The organism is Embleya sp. NPDC059237, from assembly GCF_042754105.1.
Classification (GTDB): domain Bacteria; phylum Actinomycetota; class Actinomycetes; order Streptomycetales; family Streptomycetaceae; genus Embleya.
Genome location: NZ_JBHZAE010000001.1, coordinates 1,164,745 through 1,181,536, shown reverse-complemented (window position 1 = coordinate 1,181,536; position 16,792 = coordinate 1,164,745). Strand labels below are relative to the sequence as shown.

Sequence of the window (16,792 nt, the reverse complement as noted above, 5' to 3'; positions counted from 1 at the left end):
GGTCGTGCGGTGAGTCCGAAGCGGCGGGTTCGCAACGGTGCCGGAGGCGGTCTGCCGGCCGGTCGTGCCGAGGGCCGCGGGCGGGTCAGGCGGCCTTGCGGTAGCGGTCCAGGTCCTGACCCAGCTCGCGCAGTACGGCGCTGTTGATGTCGTACGCGAACAGCACCTCCTGGATCACCAGCTCCTGCTCGGCCTCGTCCCACGGGGCGTCGTTCATCGCCGCGCGGTACGCGTCCTTCCACACGGTCAGGTCGCCCAGTCCGTCGAAGACGTAGAAGTCGCTGCCCCGCGTGCCGGGCAGGTCGTAGTGCTTGCGCATCTGCTTGGCGATGAACTGGCCGCCGGACATGTCGCCGAGGTAGCGGGTGTAGTGGTGGGCGACGAAGCCGCCGGCCCAGTCGTAGCACTTCTCCCGCATCCGGTCGGTGTAGCGCCGGGTGGCCTCGTTGGCGGGCCAGCGCTCCTGCCAGCCCTCGCCGGCCAGGAAGAGCATGTCGGCCTCCAGGATCGCCCGGCGGTCGAGGCGCGCGTCCGCGAACGGGGCGCCGATCGGGTGCTCGCGCATGGTGTCGGCGGCGTCGTCGAGCACCACGTACGCCCAGTAGTGCTGGGCCACCATCGCGGTGTAGGCGTCGCGGGTCAGTTCGCCCTTCATCAGGGCCTCCAGGAAGCCCGAGCCCTCGGCCTCCTGGTGGAAGGCCCATGAGCGCTTGCGCAGCGTCTCGGCGAAGGTCGGGGTGGCACCGGCGGTTTCGGCGGTCTCGGTCGTGGTCATGAGGTTTCCCCTAGGTGCGACAAGATCTACCGGACACGCACGAATGGGTGCGTACGGTGCGAACTGTGGAGGATCGGGCGCCTTTGCCCGTGCGGAGTCGGCGCTTCGGCCATGGCGAAGCCCATGACAAAGCATCTGCGGGGAATCGGTTCTTCGCCCGTTTCCGCCGGCCCCCGCAGTCTGTGCGGCGCCGTACGGTGCCGTCAATAAGTTACCGACAACTTGTCGGCACGTTGTCGGTGGGGTCACATCGGGTGGGCCGGCGGGCCGGGAGAAACCCGGAGTCGACCCGGAGACGACCCGGAGACGACCCGGGAGGAACATGGCAACGGGCCTACAGCGCCCGTCGGAACGCATCTCGGAAGCGTCTCGGAACCACCCCCGAGCCTTCCGGTGACCCGACCCGTCTTAGGATAGCCTCACCTCCAATCATTCCGTACGCAAGCGTACGGTCGGCCCAGAGGAAACAACGTGAGCCCAGCCCGCACCGGACGCCTCGGCGGCGCCGTCGCCGCCACCGCGACCCTCCTTCTCGCCTGGCTGGTTCTCGGCCTCGCGGGCCCGGCGCACGCGACCGGCACGCCGGCGGCGGGCAAGGCCACGCTGAGCGCGGTCAAGACCACCGGCCTGAACCCGGCGGGCGACGTGGTCAAGCTGGTCGGCAAGGGCTTCACGCCGGGCGTACGGCTGTTCATCCTCCCGTGCGACCCCGCCCAGGGCGCGGGCCGCGCGTGCGACATGGGCTCGTTCGCCGGCCCCACCGAGGCGGACGCGACCGGCTCGTTCAGCACCGACATCAAGGTGGCCGCCAAGTTCGGCGCGGTCGACTGCCTGAAGACGCGATGCGCGATCGCCACCTCGAACTCGGCCAACGGCAAGGACCGGACCCAGGAGGTCTACCTGCCGATCGGCTTCGAGGGCGAGATCGCGGGCCTGCCGGCCACGCCGGGTCCGGCCACCGCCGCCCCGCAGGCCGGCGCCCCGGGCGCGGGCGGCACGGCGCAGCCCCCGGCCTCCGCCGGCGCACCGGCCGCGACCGCCTCCGCTCCGGCGAAGGCCTCGGCCGCGGACAAGGACGACGACGACAGCAACACCGGCCTGATCATCGGCGTGGTCGCCGGCGTCGTGGTGGTCCTGGTCGTCGCCGGTGTCCTGGTCAAGCGCCGCCGCCCGAGCGCCTGATCCGCCGGCCCGCTCCCGCACCTCCCCTACCTCCTCACCAGCCAGTCTTCGTTCGGAGTCCACATGCACAAGTCCCGTACGGCCGCGGCCGTCGCCGCGACCGCGATCGCCGGCCTCGGCCTCACCGCGTTCGCGAGCGCTCCGGCCTCGGCCGCCGACGCGCCGACGATCACCCTGTCCAAGTCGACCGGCCTGGCCGCCGGCGGCGAGGAGATCACCGTCACCGGCAAGGGCTACAAGCCGGGCAAGGGCGTGTACGTCGCGCAGACCGTGGCCAAGCCGGCCGGCGGCGTGCCGACCCAGTACGGCAACGCGGGCTACGTCCCGCAGGTCGGCCCGGACGGCACGTTCACGGTCAAGCTCAAGCCCACGCAGAGCTTCGAGGGCAAGGACAAGGCGAAGGTCGACTGCGCCGCCACGGCGTGCTTCGTGGCCACCTTCAACGACCACACCGACCTCGCCAACCGCGACCAGGACGTGTGGCTCCCGGTGTCCTTCGCCGGCGCGGCCGGCGCACCCGCCGCCAAGGCCCCGACCGACACCCCGCCGCAGACCGGCACCACCAACGAGGCCGGTCAGCCGCAACTGCCGAAGACGGGCGCGTCGAGCACGCAGCTCGGCTACGTGGGCGCGGGCATGCTGGTGCTCGGCGTGGGCTCGGTGCTCGCGTCGCGTCGGCGCCGCGACTCCGTGTCCGGCTGAGCACTCCCCCACCCGTATCCCCCACCGCATCCCCACCGCCGACCGCCGGAGGCGACCCGCATGAGCGAGGCGACCGTCAACCCGTTCGGAGCGGACGCGATCACCGCCGTCTGCAAGCACATGAACGACGACCACCCCGACGACTGCCTGCTGATCGCACGCGGTCTGGGCGGCCGGCCGGAGGCCACCTCGGCGACGATGACCGGCCTGGACGGCGACGCGGCCTACTACTCGGCGATCGTGGCGGGTGCGCCGGTCGAGGTCCGAGTGCCGTGGAGCCGTTCGATCACCGAGCGCCGGGACGTCCGGATCGAGGTCGTCGCGCAGTACAACGCGGCGTGCGAGGCATTGGGCCTGCCGCCCCGGGGCGAGGGCGAGCACTGAGCGCGCGAGCGGGGAACCGACGGGCGAAGCGGCCCGACCACCTGTAGGACGGGGTAAAGAACGGGGTAACGAGCGTCACGCCGACGGTCCGGGAGGAAGGTCTCCCGGACCGTCGGCGTTGTGGTGTCCGGGGCGCGGGGGCCGGGAACGCGCCCGGGCCGCAAATAACCTGTCGGCTACACGCGTACGAAAAGATATACTGAGCTTCGCTCAGTATAAATAAGCTGCGCCCGCTCTCCCCTCCTCGCCTCCTGATTGAAGGCCCCACCCGTATGCCGCCCATATCCGCGTCACGTCTCAGCCAGAAGGTCGTGGTCGGCGCCGTCTTCGTCGCCGCGATGTTCGTCAACATCCTCGACGTCACCATCATCAACGTCGCGCTGCCCGCCATCGGCAAGGACCTCGGCGCGTCCCAGGCGTCGCTCGCCACGGTCGCCGTCGGCTACCTGGTCAGTCTCGCGGTGTTCATCCCCGCGTCCGGGTGGCTGGGCGACCGGTTCGGCACCAAGCGCGTCTTCCTGATCGCGCTGGCCCTGTTCACCGGCGCGTCCGCGCTGTGCGGCCTGGCGCAGAGCATCGACCAACTGGTGCTCTTCCGCATCCTCCAGGGCGCGGGCGGCGGCATGCTGACGCCGGTCGGCATGGCGATGATGTTCCGGGTCTTCCCGCCCGAGGAGCGGGTCCGCGCCTCGCGCATCCTGATGGTGCCCACGGCGCTGGCCCCCGCGCTCGGTCCCGTGCTCGGCGGGCTGCTCGTGGACAAGGCGTCCTGGCACTGGGTCTTCTACATCAACCTGCCGGTGGGCGTGGCCGCGTTCGTGTTCGGCCTGATGTTCCTGGAGGAGTACCGCAACCCCAAGGCGGGCCGCTTCGACCTGCCCGGTTTCGTACTGTCCGGGGCCGGCTTCGCACTGCTGATGTACGCGCTGAGCGAGGGCGCGACCAAGGGCTGGGGCTCGCCGATCATCCTGTCCACCGGGATCGCGGGGCTGCTCCTGTGCGTGGCGATGGTCTTCGTCGAACTGCGGGTCAAGGAGCCGATGCTGCACCTGCGGCTGCTCCGGGACCGGCTGTTCGTCAGCACGAACGTGGTGTCGATGGTCAACTCGGCGGCGTTCCTGGGTGTGCTGTACGTCTTCCCACTGATGCAGCAGCAGGCGTTCGGGAAGTCGGCCCTGGAGACGGGTCTGCTCACCTTCCCGGAGGCGTTCGGCGTGGTGATCGCCACCCAGTGGGTCTCGCGCCTGTACCCGGTGGTCGGCCCGCGTCGGCTGATGGCGGGCGGCCTGCTCGGGATCGGCGCGTGTGCGTCGCTGCTCGCGCTGGTCGACGGGGACACGGCGGCCGTGCTGATCGTGGTGCTGATGTTCTGCACCGGCGCGTCGATGGCGCACGTGATGATCCCGATGCAGGCGGCGGCGTTCGCGCGGACCGCGCCGGCGGACAACGGCCGCGCCTCGACGATCTTCAACGTGCAGCGCCAGCTCGGCTCGGCCCTGGGCGTGGCACTGCTGGCCGGCATCCTGGCCGGCATCGGCACGATGACCGGCCACGGCGGAGGCGCGCCGACCCCGAACCTGCACGCGTACCACGTAGCGTTCCTGGTCGCCGCGGCCCTGGCAGTCCTCGGCGCCATCGCCGCCCTGACCATCCGCGACAACGACGCAGCCTCCACACTCCGCAAAAACCCGGAGCCCACCCCGACAACCCCGACCCCGTCCACGGAACCGGCCAAGGTCTGACCCAAACCTCGCGTGGGCCCACACCAACCGCGAGACACCCACCCCACCCCGTCCGGGCCCCACGCGCCGAGGGGAACGGCACCGCCTCCAGCCCGTCCGGCGCTTGAGGACGCCCGCCGCAGGCGCCACGGACCGCAACCAACGGCACCAAGCACAACCAACACCAGCCCACCCGGCGCGAAGCCCGCGCGCCGAGGGGAACGGCACCACCTCCAGCCCGTCCGGCGCTTGAGGACGCCCGCCGCAGGCGCCACCAACCGCAGCCGCCGGCCGCACGCAACGACCCACCACCCGGCCGCCAGGCCCAGGCCCGGGCCCGAGCCCGGGTTCAGGCCCGGAACCGCCAGGCCACGTGTTCCGCGCGCCTTCGCAGGGACTCGTGCCGCTCGGCGGCCCCGATCGTGCGCGTCGACGGGTGCACGTGCTCCCGCACCGACGTGCGCGGAACGACCACCGCCCGAACCGCCGGCTGCGCGTACGGGTCGAGCCACCGGTGCGTGGCGAAGACCTCCGCCCGCCCCTCGGTGTCCAGCCAATTCGGCACGCCCGGATCCACCGCCCCGATCACGACCCGGATCCACCCGTCCGGATCGTGCTCGGCCTGCACGTGGTTCAGCGAGGTCTGCCGGTTGGCGAAGTCGAGCGATTCGAACCAGCCGGGGCTGTACAGCTGCAGGTCCCACTGCCCGGAAACCCGGGGATCGGTCTCCACCACAAGCACCTGATCATCCGTCAGCCGCACCCGCGCAAAGCCGTAGACGACCTCCTTGACCCCACCGGCCACCGTCGAGGGCGTACTGAACGTGTTCACCGGCTGCCGATCACCCGTCGCCCGAACCCAGTCGTTCCAGACCTCGATCGAGTTCTCCACCGAGGTCGCCGCGCCGGCCAGCATGCCCGCGACCCGCTCCGGGGTGACCCGCGAGGCCGGTCGCCCCTGGGTGTCCAGGCGTTCCAGAGCGAGCATCGCGGGTTGTTCCGGCGTCCAGTCGAAGTAGTAGTCGCGCACATGCAACACCCGCGCGTCCGGCGTGAGTTCGATCCAATTGCCCGGCTGCCGGTCGGCACTGAGCACGATCTCGACCGTATCGCCCGGCCCCACACCCAGCACGGTGGAGGAGGTCTCCGCCAACACCTCGGTGCGCCCCGCGTGCATGTCCCCCGGCTTGACCTGGAGTACGAACTTCTCGCAGGCGTTCATGGTCACGGTCAGGCGGTACACGCCGTCCCAGGCGATCGGCGCACGCCGCGCGTTCTGGTCCACGTTCGGGCCGCCCCAGCGGTAGGCCAGGTCGTTGTGGGTGAAGAAGGCCGGGTTCTCCGGATCGGTCGCGGCGAGTTGGTAGGTCAACCAGCACGCGACCTGATTGGCCAGGTGCCGGATGCCCTCGGCCCGGTCGGCGTCGGTCGCGCCGGGGAAGTCGGCCTCGAGAATACGATCGCCCAGCGCGGCCATGCGCTCGCAATAGGCGCGCCAGGCAGTGCCGTCGACCACACCGGAGGCGGAAGTGTCGGGCCGGGGCCGGTCGTTCGGGTCCAAGTGCACGTCAGATCTCTTCCGTCGGAACCCGGAACCGCTTCTGATAGTCCGTCAGTCGGGATCGTACGTCCTCCCGCTCCAGGCCGAGGTCGCCGAACGCATAGGCGTGCCGCCCGTGCCGCCCCTGCGGGCGCGCGGCCAGATACGCCCGCATCCGGCCCTCCGCCTCCGCACCGAACTCCAGCCCGAACCCGGCGTACAACTCCCGTACCACCACGATCGGATCGCGCATGAAGTCCGCGTAGGTCGAGTCGTGCCAGTCGGATTCGGCGATCCGGCCCGCGTCGCGAAACGCGGTGAGCCGGGCATAGGCGGTGCACCACAGATCGCTCTGGGTCCGCGCGACGTCGCGGATGTCGGAGCGATTCCCGTACGCGTGGTGAATGGTGGCGATCAGGCTGCTCAGCGAGGCCAGCACGGTGAGCGGGTCGCGGTGGGTCACCGCCAGGCGCGCGTCGGGATACACCTCGACCAGCGCGTCCAGGGTCAGCAGGTGCGCGGGCGACTTGAGCACCCAGCGGGTCGCCCCCGGCGTACGTCGCTGCAGGATCTGCAGGACCAGCCGGTGGTAGGCGTACGCGGGCCGCATGTCGCAGTCGGCCAGCCACGCGGCGTACGACGGGATCGCGAACTGCCCGGTGAAGTCCTCGGAGCGGAACGCGAGCGCGTGCGCGCTGATGCACTCCTTGGGCAGCGTGCCGCTCTTCTCGTGGATCGCATCCATCGCGGGAACGGCCGCGGTGACGAAGCGAATCTCCCGCTCGGCGAGCGCGATGCGCGGATCGGCGTCGCGCGTGGCGGGCTCCGGCGGCGGGACGGGGCGCAGGAACTCCCAGGTGGTGGGCACCCGGTTGGCCGGATCGCGGGCGAGCAGCGCATGCAGGATCGAGGTGCCGGTGCGGGGGCCACCGGTGACGAAGATCGGGCGCTCGATCGGCTCGTCGCGCACGCCGGGGTCGGCGCGGACGTAGCGAGCGACCTGGAGCCGGACGTCCAGGAGCCGATTCACCCAGGCGTACGCCCACCAGCGGCCGACCCGGTCCAGATTCGCCTCGTGTTCGAGGGAATGGAGGAGGCGGTCCAGGCCCTCGCGGAAGGCGGGGTCGGTATCGGTGAGGGTGAGGTCGACGTCGGCGGTCTCCGGGTCGCCGGCCGGGTCCACCGCGCCGCCGGCCCGGGCGCGGGCCTCGCCGAGGAGGGTGTCGGCGTCGAAGGGGCGGTCGAGGTCGTCGGTGAGCGGTGGGATGGCGCCGGCCGCCAGGGTCTCGGTCCAGGCGGCGCGTTGTGGTGGTGTCCAGGCCATGGCCGGTCGGCCTCCCTCACGTTCGGGTCTCACATCTCGCGTCTCGTGTGTCGCGTCTCGGGCCGGGCGGGTGTGGCTCGGTCCCGCGCGCAGGTTAGCTCTTTGTGAAGGTAAATCTGAAGAGGCGTCAGATTCGCGTCGGTTTCGCGGATCGGTTTCGCGGATCGGTTTCGCGGATCCCCTGCTCGGCGTCCGGGTGCTGGACCGGGACCGGGCCGCGCCCGGGCGCCCCGTACGGTACGAATCCTCGGGTTCAATGCGAACGGGCGGATGGAGAGTCGTGAGCGAGCGCAACGTGGTCTGGCACGAGGGCGGAGTGACGCGCGAGCAGCGTCCGTCGCTCGGGGCGACGGTCTGGTTCACCGGCCTGTCGGGTTCGGGCAAGTCGACGGTCGCGGTGATCGCCGAACGGCTGCTGGTCGAGCGCGGGGTCACCGCGTATCGCCTGGACGGCGACAACGTGCGGCTGGGCCTGAACGGTGACCTGGGCTTCGGCGCCGAGGACCGGACCGAGAACATCCGCCGGGTCGGCGAGGTGGCCAGGCTGTTCGCCGACGCGGGCGTGGTCGCGATCGTCCCGGTGATCAGCCCGTACCGCGCCGACCGCGACCGGGTCCGCGCGCTGCACGCCCGGGACGGGTTGCCGTTCCTGGAGGTGTTCGTCGACACCCCGATCGAGGAGTGCGAACGCCGCGACCCGAAGGGCCTGTACGCGAAGGCCCGGCGCGGCGAGATCGGCGACTTCACCGGCATCTCCGCCCCGTACGAGGCTCCGGAGAAGCCGGAGTTGCGCCTCACCCCGGCGGACGGCGACCCGGAACAGCAGGCGGAGCGGCTGCTGGCTTTGTTGGAGACGATGGTGGGCGAGGGATAGTCGGCCGGGTCGCCGACCGAATCACTGGGGGGTATCGCCGACGCGGCGTCAGATCCGGTGAATCCCCCTCGGATCCACGGGTCCTGACGCCGCGTCACACACCGCGAGCGGGTGTGCGATCGGTGGTGCGGCCGGCTCGCGCCTGCGCGGGCGCACACACAGGCGCTAGTGGAGCAGGCCGCCCGTGGCGGGCTTGCGGCCGTGCCGCATGACCAGGGCGATCACCAGCGCCAGCAGTCCGCATACGATCAGGATCCAGAAGCCGGTGGTGAAGGCGTCCGTGGTGTAGGTGCAGCCGCGCGGGTCGCAGGCGTCCTGAGTGGCCAGGCCCTGGCCGCTCGGCGCCGGACCGGTGATCCGCAGGCGGTTGTTGGTGAAGATCGGCGACAGCAGCGCGACGCCGACCGAGGCGCCGAAGGACTGGGCGACGACCAGCATGCTGGACGAGATGCCCTGCTGCTCCTGCGGCACGGCCTCGATGATCAGGTTCGGCGCGGCGGCGTAGTACATCCCGAAGCCGATGCCGTAGACCACGCCGCAGATCAGCATGAGCTGCCAAGAGTCGTGCATGAACACGTACATGAAGCCGGCCAGGGTCAGCGTCGTGACACCCACGATCATCGGCATCCGCAACCCGCTGCGCTGTCCCCAGAGGCCGGCCAGCGGGCCCGCGATCATGCTGGACATCGACTGCCAGATCAGTACGTGCAGGGCGAGGCCGAGGAGGGTGAAGCCGAGCGCGTAGTCGAGCGAGTCGTTGAACGACACCGCCGCCTTGACCTGGTCGGCGATGCCGGCCCACATCGCCTCGGGCGCGCCCATGGCCTTGGCGCTCTGGACGGCGCCGTCGCCGTACTTGTCGAGCGTGCTCTGCTTGACGTTGTCCGGGGTCAGGCCCATGTAGCTGGTCAGGTAGTTCTGGATGCCGATGATCATGTTGGCCAGGAACGCGATCCCGAGCACCAGGGCCACGCGCGGCGCGGTGAGCAACTTCAGGTCGATGATCGGGTTCTCCACCCGCTTCTCCCACAGCACCCACAGCCCGATCACGGCCACGCCGGCGAGCGCGTACCCGAACGCCGAGGGCTTGCCCCAGCCCCAGGCCTGTCCCTGGCTGATGTACAGCAGGATCAGCGCGAGTCCGCCGCCGAGGATGACGCCGCCGACGTAGTCCACCTTCTGTGGAACCCGCAGCTTGGACTCGGGCACCACGATCAGCAGCAGCGGGATCAGCACGGCCATGTAAACGACCAGGAACCAGAACAACGAGCGCCAGGAGTAGTGCTCGGTGAGCAGTCCGCCGACCACCGGCGCGAGCGCGGCGGACAACCCGAGCCCGGTGGCCGAGACGCCGATCGCGACCGGGATGAACTTGCGCGGCATCAGGTCGCGAATCAGCCCGTACACCACGGCGGTCATGCCGAAGGCCACCGCCTGGAGCGCCCGGCCGACCAGGAACAGCGGCCAGGAACTGGTCACCGCGCAGATCAACGACCCGACCAGGAACGACACGCTGGTCGCGAGCAGCAGCCGCTTCTTCCCGTAGACATCGGAAAGCTTGCCGATCAGGGGGCTGACCGCGCCGCCGACGAGGCCCAGGATCACCACCATCCACGAAATGCTCTCGCCGACGGACCGGAACGACGGGGCGATCTCCGGCACGGCCGAGGAGATCATCGCGTACTGGAGCGGCACGACCTCGGAGAACATCACGACGACGGCCAGGACGGCGAACACCCGGCCCTTGGAGACCCCTTCCAGTCGACCGGTATCGACGGAGGACGGGTCGGATCCGGGCTCCGGCGGCTTCGCGGATACTTCAACGGTCGCAGACATACCGGTACTTTCCGTTCTGTGCAGGGACGCGCACCGGACACGTGTCACTAGGGCGACACGCCCGGTTTTGTACGGAATATGCGGGGGCAAAACGCCACTCGGCCTCGATGAGGCCGGCATGTCTCGTGGACATCGCCAACCGGATCGGTGCACTCCAGCCGAACTGATTGACAGTGTTTAGCACGCCGGGGAAGTGCGCGGAAGGGTGAGGGCGGGAGGTTTGGGCGGTTGTTCCCGCTTTAGTATACAAATTCCCTGACGGGCCGTCAGCTCCCTGTCGGGGTCTGGGACGGGGTCTGGGACGGGGTCTGGCGGCCCAAGGTGCATGGGGGCGGGGGTGGAAGTGGGGGCGTTACGACTCTGCCGTGCCCGACCGGTCGCACGGGGGCACGGGGTTCTCCGGCAAGACAAGGCCGTTGGCCCCGAGCGGGCACCGGGCAACGGGTCCGCCGGGAGCCTTCCCGAGTGGGTGGGGTGTTTCCGGCGCGCGTTGCGCTTGTGGTTGCGGGTGGCCGGTGCGGGGCCGGTCGGAGTCGGTGGTGGGCCGCCGCCGGCGTGCGGTGCTCCGAGACCTGGGACTCCCGACGAGGCGGGTGTGTTGGTCGGCGAAAAAGCGGCCGGCAGCGGCGGGCAGGGAGGGCGCTCGGGTCGGGTTCGCCGGGCGTGCGTTCCCAAATGGGTCGGGTGCTTCCGGCGCGCGTTGCGCTTGTGGTTGCGGGTGGCCGGTGCGGGGCCGGTCGGAGTCGGTGGTGGGCCGCCGCCGGCGTGCGGTGCTCCGAGACTTGGGGCTTCCGGCGAGACGGGCGTGTTGCTCGGCGAAAAAGCGACCAGCAGCGGCGGGCAGGGAGGCGGGTCGGGTCAGGTTCCCGGGGAGCCTTCCCGATCTGGCCGCGCGTCCCGGCGCGCGTTGCGCCTTTGGCTGCGGGTGTGGCTGGTGCGGGGCCGGTCAGAGTCGGTGGTGGGCCGCCGCCGGCGTGCGTGGCTCCAAGACTCCGGCTTCCGGCGAGACGGGCGCGTTGCTCGGCGAAAAAGCGACCAGCAGCGGCGGGCAGGGAGGCGAGTCGGGTCAGGTTCCCGGGGAGCCTTCCCGATCTGGCCGCACGTCCCGGCGCGCGTTACGCCTTTGGCTGCGGGTGTGGCTGGTGCGGGGCCGGTCAGAGTCGGTGGTGGGCCGCCGCCGGCGTGCGGGGCTCCAAACTCGAAGCTTCCGGCGAGGGAGGCGTGGTGGTCGGCGAAAGCCGGCCGGCAGCGGCGGGAGGGAGGGCGGTGCGGTTGGGAGCCTTCCGGAGTGGGTCGGGCAGGGCATTTTTTCGAGATGCAGTGGGCGGGTGTGGGGCGAGAGTTCACGAAACCGGACGGCGTTGGGCGCCGTGGCCTCGGTGTGGGAGAAAACCGCAGGTCAGCGCGGAGAGGAGAGCGTTTGGGGTGCCTCGGGATCCGGTTTCGGCTCTCGCTGGGCACTTTCGGTCGCCTTGACGGCCTCTTTGGAGTGGCAGTGCTCGAAGCCGGCTCCGAGTGTGCGGTTTCGGTCTTCGCTCCGGCGTTGAGGGGGTCGGAGCGCACGAAACCGGCACTCGTCGCCCGACTTTCCGCCTCGGCCTCGCAAAACCGCAGGCCACCGAGCCTCGAAGCCCACAACCACCCATCGCTATCCGGTTTCGAGCCCCAACTCCCCTCCAACGCCCCCGCAACGTCCCGACCCACCCGGGAAGGCTCCCCGGAGGGCACGACCCAAGCGCTCTCCGGCCCCCGCTGCCGGCCGGTTTTCGCCGACCAACACGCCCGCCTCGCCGGAAGCTTCCGGTCTCGGAACCACGCACGCCGGCGGCGGCCCACCACCGACTCCGACCAACCCCGCACCAGCCACCCGCAACCACAAGCACAACGCACGCCGAAACCACCCGACCCACTCCAAAACGCACCCCCGGCGAACCCAACCCGAGCACCCACCCCGCCCGCCGCCGCTGGTCGCTTTTTCGCCGACCGACACACCCGCCTCGTCGGAAGCCCCAAGTCTCGGAGCACCGCACGCCGGCGGCGACCCACCACCAACTCAGATCGACCTCGCACCAGCCACCCGCAACCCAAAGCGCAACGCGTGCCGAAACCACCCGACCCACTCGGGAACGCACCCCCGGCGAACCCAACCCGAGCACCCACCCCGCCCGCCGCCGCCGGCCGCTTTTAAGCCGACCAACGCGCCCGTCTCGCCGGAAGCTTCCGGTCTCGGACCCCCGCACGCCGGCGGCGGCCCACCACCGACTCCGACCAACCCCGCACCGGCCACCCGCAACCACAAGCACAACGCACGAACGGAAGCACCCGACCCACTCCAAAACGCACCCCCGGCGAACCCAACCCGAGCACCCACCCCGCCCGCCGCTGCCGGCCGCTTTTCCGCCGACCAACACACCCGCCTCGCCAAAAGCCGGAGTCTCGGATCCCCGCACGCCGGCGGCGGCCCACCACCGACTCCGACCAACGCCGCACCGGCCACCCGCCACCCGCCACCCGCCACCCGCCACCGACAGTGCAACGCTCGCCGGGAACGCTCAGCTCCCTTCGTGGAACTGGCGTGTCACCTCTGTCCAGCGTTCGAGCAAGGTCGGGTTCTCGCGCCAAGTGCTCACCGCCGAGTATGCAACCACTCGGGTTGCCACCCCTTCGTAGCGGGTCAGGAGGGACTGGGCCAGGTCGGTCCACGGGGCCGTTACCGTGAGGGTGTCCAGGATCTCGTCGGTGATGGCGGTGGCCATGGCCTGGCGGTCCTTGGTGGCGAAGAGGCGGTTGAGGCGGGGTTGGAGGTCGTTCCAGCCGTGGGTTTCGAAGACCTTCGCGTAGCCGGGGGTCGAGCCGTAGAAGGCCAGGCGCAGGCGCAGCTTCTCGCGTTCGGTCTCGATCTCCTCGTCGGTGTCGCCGGTGGCCGTCATCACCGGGCAGACCAGCGCGAAGTCGTCGGCCGCGCCGCCGGTGGCCAGTTCGGGGCGGACCACCTCGTCGATGTAGCGCACGCTGTGCAGCGGGTGGACGTGCAGGCCGTCGGCCACCTCGCCGATCATGCGCAACATCCACGGGTTGACCCCGGCCAGGTAGATCGGCGGGTCGGCGATCGAGCCGCCCGGCGTCCACTCCGGCGTCATCAGGGTGAACCGGTAGAAGTCGCCCTTGAACCGCAGCCGTTCCTCGCCGCGGAAGGCCGCCCAGATCGCCCGCAGCGCGCCGACGTACTCGCGCAGTCGTGGGCCCGGCCGGTCGAACTCGGCGGAGTAGCGCCGTTCGATGTGCGGCCGCACCTGGGTACCCAGGCCCAGTACGAACCGGCCGCCGGTCGCCTCGGCCAACTCCCAGGCCGCCGACGCGGTGACCATCGGGCTTCGGGCGAACGCGACCGCGATGCCCGTCCCGACGGTCAGGTGCTCGGTGGCCAGCGCCGCGGCGGTGGCGGCGGTGTACGCGGTGCGGCCGCCCTCGGTGAGCCACAGGCCGTCGAACCCGGCGCGCTCTGTGGCGGCGGCGGCCCGTTGCATGTCGCGGAGGGTGAGGCCGGCTGCCATGACATCGAGCTGAGGGGTTGTCAGGCGACGGGGTGTCGGCGGAGAGGGGGTCACTGGTGCTCCTGTCGTACCGAAGGGGCCGGCTGTTGCGATGATTCCGCCGCCAGTACACCGTCCCACGCGCCGGTGACCGTGCCGGTCCAGCGTGGTGTGCGCCGTTCGGACCACGCGCGCGGGCCCTCGCGGGCGTCGTCGGTGCCCATCAGCACGCGGTGGTAGGCGGTTTCCAGGCGTTCGACCTCGTCGAGCCCGGCATCGGCCCACAGCAGTCGTTTGGTGAGCGCCGCCGACATCGGGTGCACGTTGGTCGCGATGTCGCGCGCGATCTCCAGCGCGGCGGGCAGCACCTCGTCGGCGGGCAACGCGCGGGACACCAGGCCGAGTACGGCCGCCTCGGCGCCGCGGAAGGTGCGCCCGGTCAGCAGGATGTCGGCGGCCACCGCCCGCGACGTGGCCGCCGGTACCGTCCAGTGCGACTGGGCGTCGGGGACCATGCCGCGCCGAACCTGTGGAATCGCCAGCTTGGCGTCCGCGGCCACGAGCCGGATGTCGCACTGCATCGCCAGCGTGAAACCGATGCCGATCGCGTGCCCGTTGATCGCCGCGATCACCGGCTTGCGCACCTCCCAGGCGGCCGGCCGCACCGGCGACGCGCTGAACTCCCGCGACCGCGCCGCCACTCCGCCCCCCGCGCTCGGCGCCGGCCCAGGCCCAGGCCCCGCGAAGCTGTCCGCCTCTGGCGACATGTCGGCGCCCGCGCAAAACGCCCGCCCCGCGCCGGTGAGTACCACCGCGCGCACCGCGTCGTCGGCGTCGCACCGCGCGTAGGCATCCCCGAGGGCCGAACCCATACCCCCGGAGAACACATTGAGTTTGTCGGGCCGATCCAGCGTGACGACGGCAACCCCGTCGCGGATGTCGAACTTGATCACCCTGGGACGGTAAGCGGGATCCTTGACCAAATCAAGTGATGACTTCGCGCATTCCGACCGCCCACCGCACCCGCGCGATTGCCCACAAAAATTGCCGGGGCCCGCCGTCGAATGTCACGAACGCAGCTGCTGCGAACGCCCGTACGGCCAACCCCGGCAATCAATATGGAATATGACGAACAGTCGGATGGTTAGACCGCGCTGTCCTCGACCTCGGCCGCGGGAATCTCACCCTGGGCCATCTCCTCGACGAATCGCTGCAGCAGCGTGGCGAACGTCTCGCGATCCTCGTCGCTCCAGCGGTCGAGCATCTCGCTCATCCGTCGATCCATGACGTCGTTCAACCGGCGCCGCACGGAATCGCCGCGCGGGGTGAGCGAGACGAGGCTGACCCGACCGTCGTCCGGACTGGGCGAGCGCCGGACGTAGCCGTCCCGCTCCAACTGGCCCACCTGACGCGCGGTGGCGCCCGGGTCCATGTTCGTCATGCGCGCCAACTCCCCCATGGGGAGCGGGCCTTGCTTCTCGATTCGGCGCAGCAGCACATAGGCGGGCTGCGAGATGGTCGCGCCCGCCGCGGCGGCCTGGCCCGCGTACACTCGGCGGCTGGCGTGGCGCCGAAGCAGGGCCTCCAGCGCCCGCTGGATCGCTTCGACGTTTTCGGTGGAGTTCACCCCGCCATGATAGCAGTCCTTGACTACGTCAATTTAATACTGTGCGATAACGTGCATTACCCGTATCGGATTCCGGATTCCGTGCCCGAGCGGCCGGATCGGCCCGGTGGGCGACTCGGCAAATGCGTCGCATTGTGGAGTGGGTGCCTCGGTGCCTCGACGGATGTACGTGCGTGTACGGGCATGTGCGAGTGCGTACAGGCCTACCGGAGGCGGGTGTTGCGGGCTCGATCCGAGCGGTCGCCTCGGTCCCGACGGAGGAAACGAGACCGAGACGACCTGCCCATGGACTATGTCAGTCGTCCGACGATCAGACAATGGCAACCGGATTGATGGGACTGCCCGTTGCACCGGTGACCGGAAGCGGGGATACGCACAGCAGGCACGAATAGGTACCCGCCTGCGCCATGCCCTCCGCAAGATCGGTCAACCACAGGTGTTCGAGCAGCGGTACACCCGATTCCACCAGCAACGCGATATGTACCGACAGGAACCGGTCGTCGAACGGAATGCACTCGATCGCGCTGTTGTCGGCGCCCACGACGCTGATCTCCCGGTCCCGGACGTAGTCGACCGCGTCGAGCGACAGGCCGGGCTGGGCGAAGGACGGCTCGCGGCCGGACGCCTCGATCGCCCGGTATTCGTCGAGGTAGCCGGTCCGCACCAGCAACGCGTCGCCGGACCGCACCTCGACCCCCTGCCGCTCGGCGCAACCCGCCAGATCCGCGGCGGTGATCCGGTAGCCGCCCTCCAGATGCGGCGTGTCGAAGTGGCGGGGCAGGTCGAGCAGCACGGCCCGCGTCGCGAAGGCGCCCAGCTTGTCGATACCACAGCGACCGGCGCCGGTGTGCGAGCGGAACGTGTCGGCCGGGAAGCCGTTGTAGAAGCGGCCCTTCGCCTGGACGTGGCAGAGCGCGTCCATGTGGGTGAGGTTGTGTGACGGGATGATCAGCACGTCCTCGTTGGATCCGACGTCGCCGCCGCCCTCGAAGCCGTCGTACATCGCGTCGGTCTGACTCACCAGGGTCAATCGCTGCGGCGAGCCGCGGAAGTCGAAGGCCGGCTGGTTCCCGCGCGTGATGGGCAGCGCGAGGGAGTACGTGCGCCCGGTCCGGACCTCGTGCGCGGCGGCTCGCACCCCCTCCGGTTCGATCAGGTTCAGCGCCCCGCGCTCGTCCTCCGCGCCCCAGCGGCCCCAGTTGCCGCCGGGGGGCGGGGCGACGGACGACGCGGCCCCTTCGGTCGAGCGAGTCTCCGTCATGCCTGCCGCGATCCTCTCGGGGAACGGGTGAAC

13 protein-coding genes are annotated in these 16,792 nt (G+C 70.6%); 5 read left to right on the top strand and 8 right to left on the bottom strand.

The features are described 5' to 3' along the window. Positions 1-85: 85 nt before the first annotated feature. Entirely contained in the window at positions 86-775 is a 690-nt protein-coding gene (locus tag ACFXKZ_RS05180) for a heme oxygenase (biliverdin-producing) (RefSeq protein ID WP_379996537.1), read from the bottom strand. Positions 776-1,246: 471 nt separating this feature from the next. Here ACFXKZ_RS05180 and ACFXKZ_RS05175 point away from each other — a divergent pair, with 471 nt between their 5' ends. The 4 genes from ACFXKZ_RS05175 to ACFXKZ_RS05160 all read left to right on the top strand — a co-directional run bounded on the left by ACFXKZ_RS05175 (position 1,247) and on the right by ACFXKZ_RS05160 (position 4,785). Continuing rightward, entirely contained in the window at positions 1,247-1,957 is a 711-nt protein-coding gene (locus tag ACFXKZ_RS05175) for a neocarzinostatin apoprotein domain-containing protein (protein ID WP_379996535.1), read from the top strand. A gap of 63 nt (positions 1,958-2,020) precedes the next feature. Beyond that, the gene (locus tag ACFXKZ_RS05170; RefSeq protein ID WP_379996532.1) at positions 2,021-2,659 is read left to right on the top strand and encodes a neocarzinostatin apoprotein domain-containing protein; all 639 of its coding nucleotides are present in this window, start codon (positions 2,021-2,023) and stop codon (positions 2,657-2,659) included. 60 nt (positions 2,660-2,719) lie between these two features. Further along, a complete protein-coding gene (locus tag ACFXKZ_RS05165; protein ID WP_379996529.1) occupies positions 2,720-3,043 on the top strand; it encodes a DUF2470 domain-containing protein in 324 nt (107 codons plus the stop codon). 272 nt (positions 3,044-3,315) lie between these two features. Then, positions 3,316-4,785 carry an MDR family MFS transporter gene (locus tag ACFXKZ_RS05160; protein ID WP_379996527.1) on the top strand — a complete coding sequence of 490 codons (1,470 nt, stop codon included), beginning with the start codon at positions 3,316-3,318 and terminating at the stop codon, positions 4,783-4,785. 328 nt (positions 4,786-5,113) lie between these two features. On the opposite strand, the gene ACFXKZ_RS05155 is transcribed toward ACFXKZ_RS05160, so the two are convergent. After that, positions 5,114-6,331 (bottom strand): hypothetical protein, encoded by a 1,218-nt coding sequence (locus ACFXKZ_RS05155; RefSeq protein ID WP_379996525.1) that lies wholly within the window; start codon positions 6,329-6,331, stop codon positions 5,114-5,116. Between the two features lies 1 nt (position 6,332). Beyond that, on the bottom strand, positions 6,333-7,628 hold the full coding sequence (locus tag ACFXKZ_RS05150; protein ID WP_379996523.1) for a sulfotransferase family protein: 1,296 nt from the start codon (positions 7,626-7,628) through the stop codon (positions 6,333-6,335). Positions 7,629-7,908: 280 nt separating this feature from the next. On the opposite strand from ACFXKZ_RS05150, the gene cysC reads away from it, so the two are divergent. Then, a complete protein-coding gene (cysC, locus tag ACFXKZ_RS05145; protein ID WP_078974805.1) occupies positions 7,909-8,502 on the top strand; it encodes an adenylyl-sulfate kinase in 594 nt (197 codons plus the stop codon). A 165-nt stretch (positions 8,503-8,667) separates the two neighbouring features. Here the strand turns inward: cysC and ACFXKZ_RS05140 are convergent, their stop codons facing one another. The 5 genes from ACFXKZ_RS05140 to ACFXKZ_RS05120 form a co-directional block, all read right to left on the bottom strand. Next, positions 8,668-10,338, bottom strand: coding sequence for an MFS transporter (locus tag ACFXKZ_RS05140; protein ID WP_379996521.1), 1,671 nt, complete (start codon positions 10,336-10,338; stop codon positions 8,668-8,670). A 2,552-nt stretch (positions 10,339-12,890) separates the two neighbouring features. Continuing rightward, the gene (locus ACFXKZ_RS05135; RefSeq protein ID WP_379996519.1) at positions 12,891-13,892 is read right to left on the bottom strand and encodes a TIGR03617 family F420-dependent LLM class oxidoreductase; all 1,002 of its coding nucleotides are present in this window, start codon (positions 13,890-13,892) and stop codon (positions 12,891-12,893) included. Positions 13,893-13,942: 50 nt separating this feature from the next. Next, a complete protein-coding gene (locus ACFXKZ_RS05130) occupies positions 13,943-14,824 on the bottom strand; it encodes an enoyl-CoA hydratase/isomerase family protein (protein ID WP_379996517.1) in 882 nt (293 codons plus the stop codon). A gap of 191 nt (positions 14,825-15,015) precedes the next feature. Further along, complete coding sequence (locus ACFXKZ_RS05125; protein ID WP_160161547.1) at positions 15,016-15,498, bottom strand: MarR family winged helix-turn-helix transcriptional regulator; 483 nt, start codon at positions 15,496-15,498, stop codon at positions 15,016-15,018. Between the two features lie 310 nt (positions 15,499-15,808). Further along, positions 15,809-16,759 carry a cyclase family protein gene (locus tag ACFXKZ_RS05120; RefSeq protein WP_379996514.1) on the bottom strand — a complete coding sequence of 317 codons (951 nt, stop codon included), beginning with the start codon at positions 16,757-16,759 and terminating at the stop codon, positions 15,809-15,811. Between the last annotated feature and the right edge of the window lie 33 nt (positions 16,760-16,792).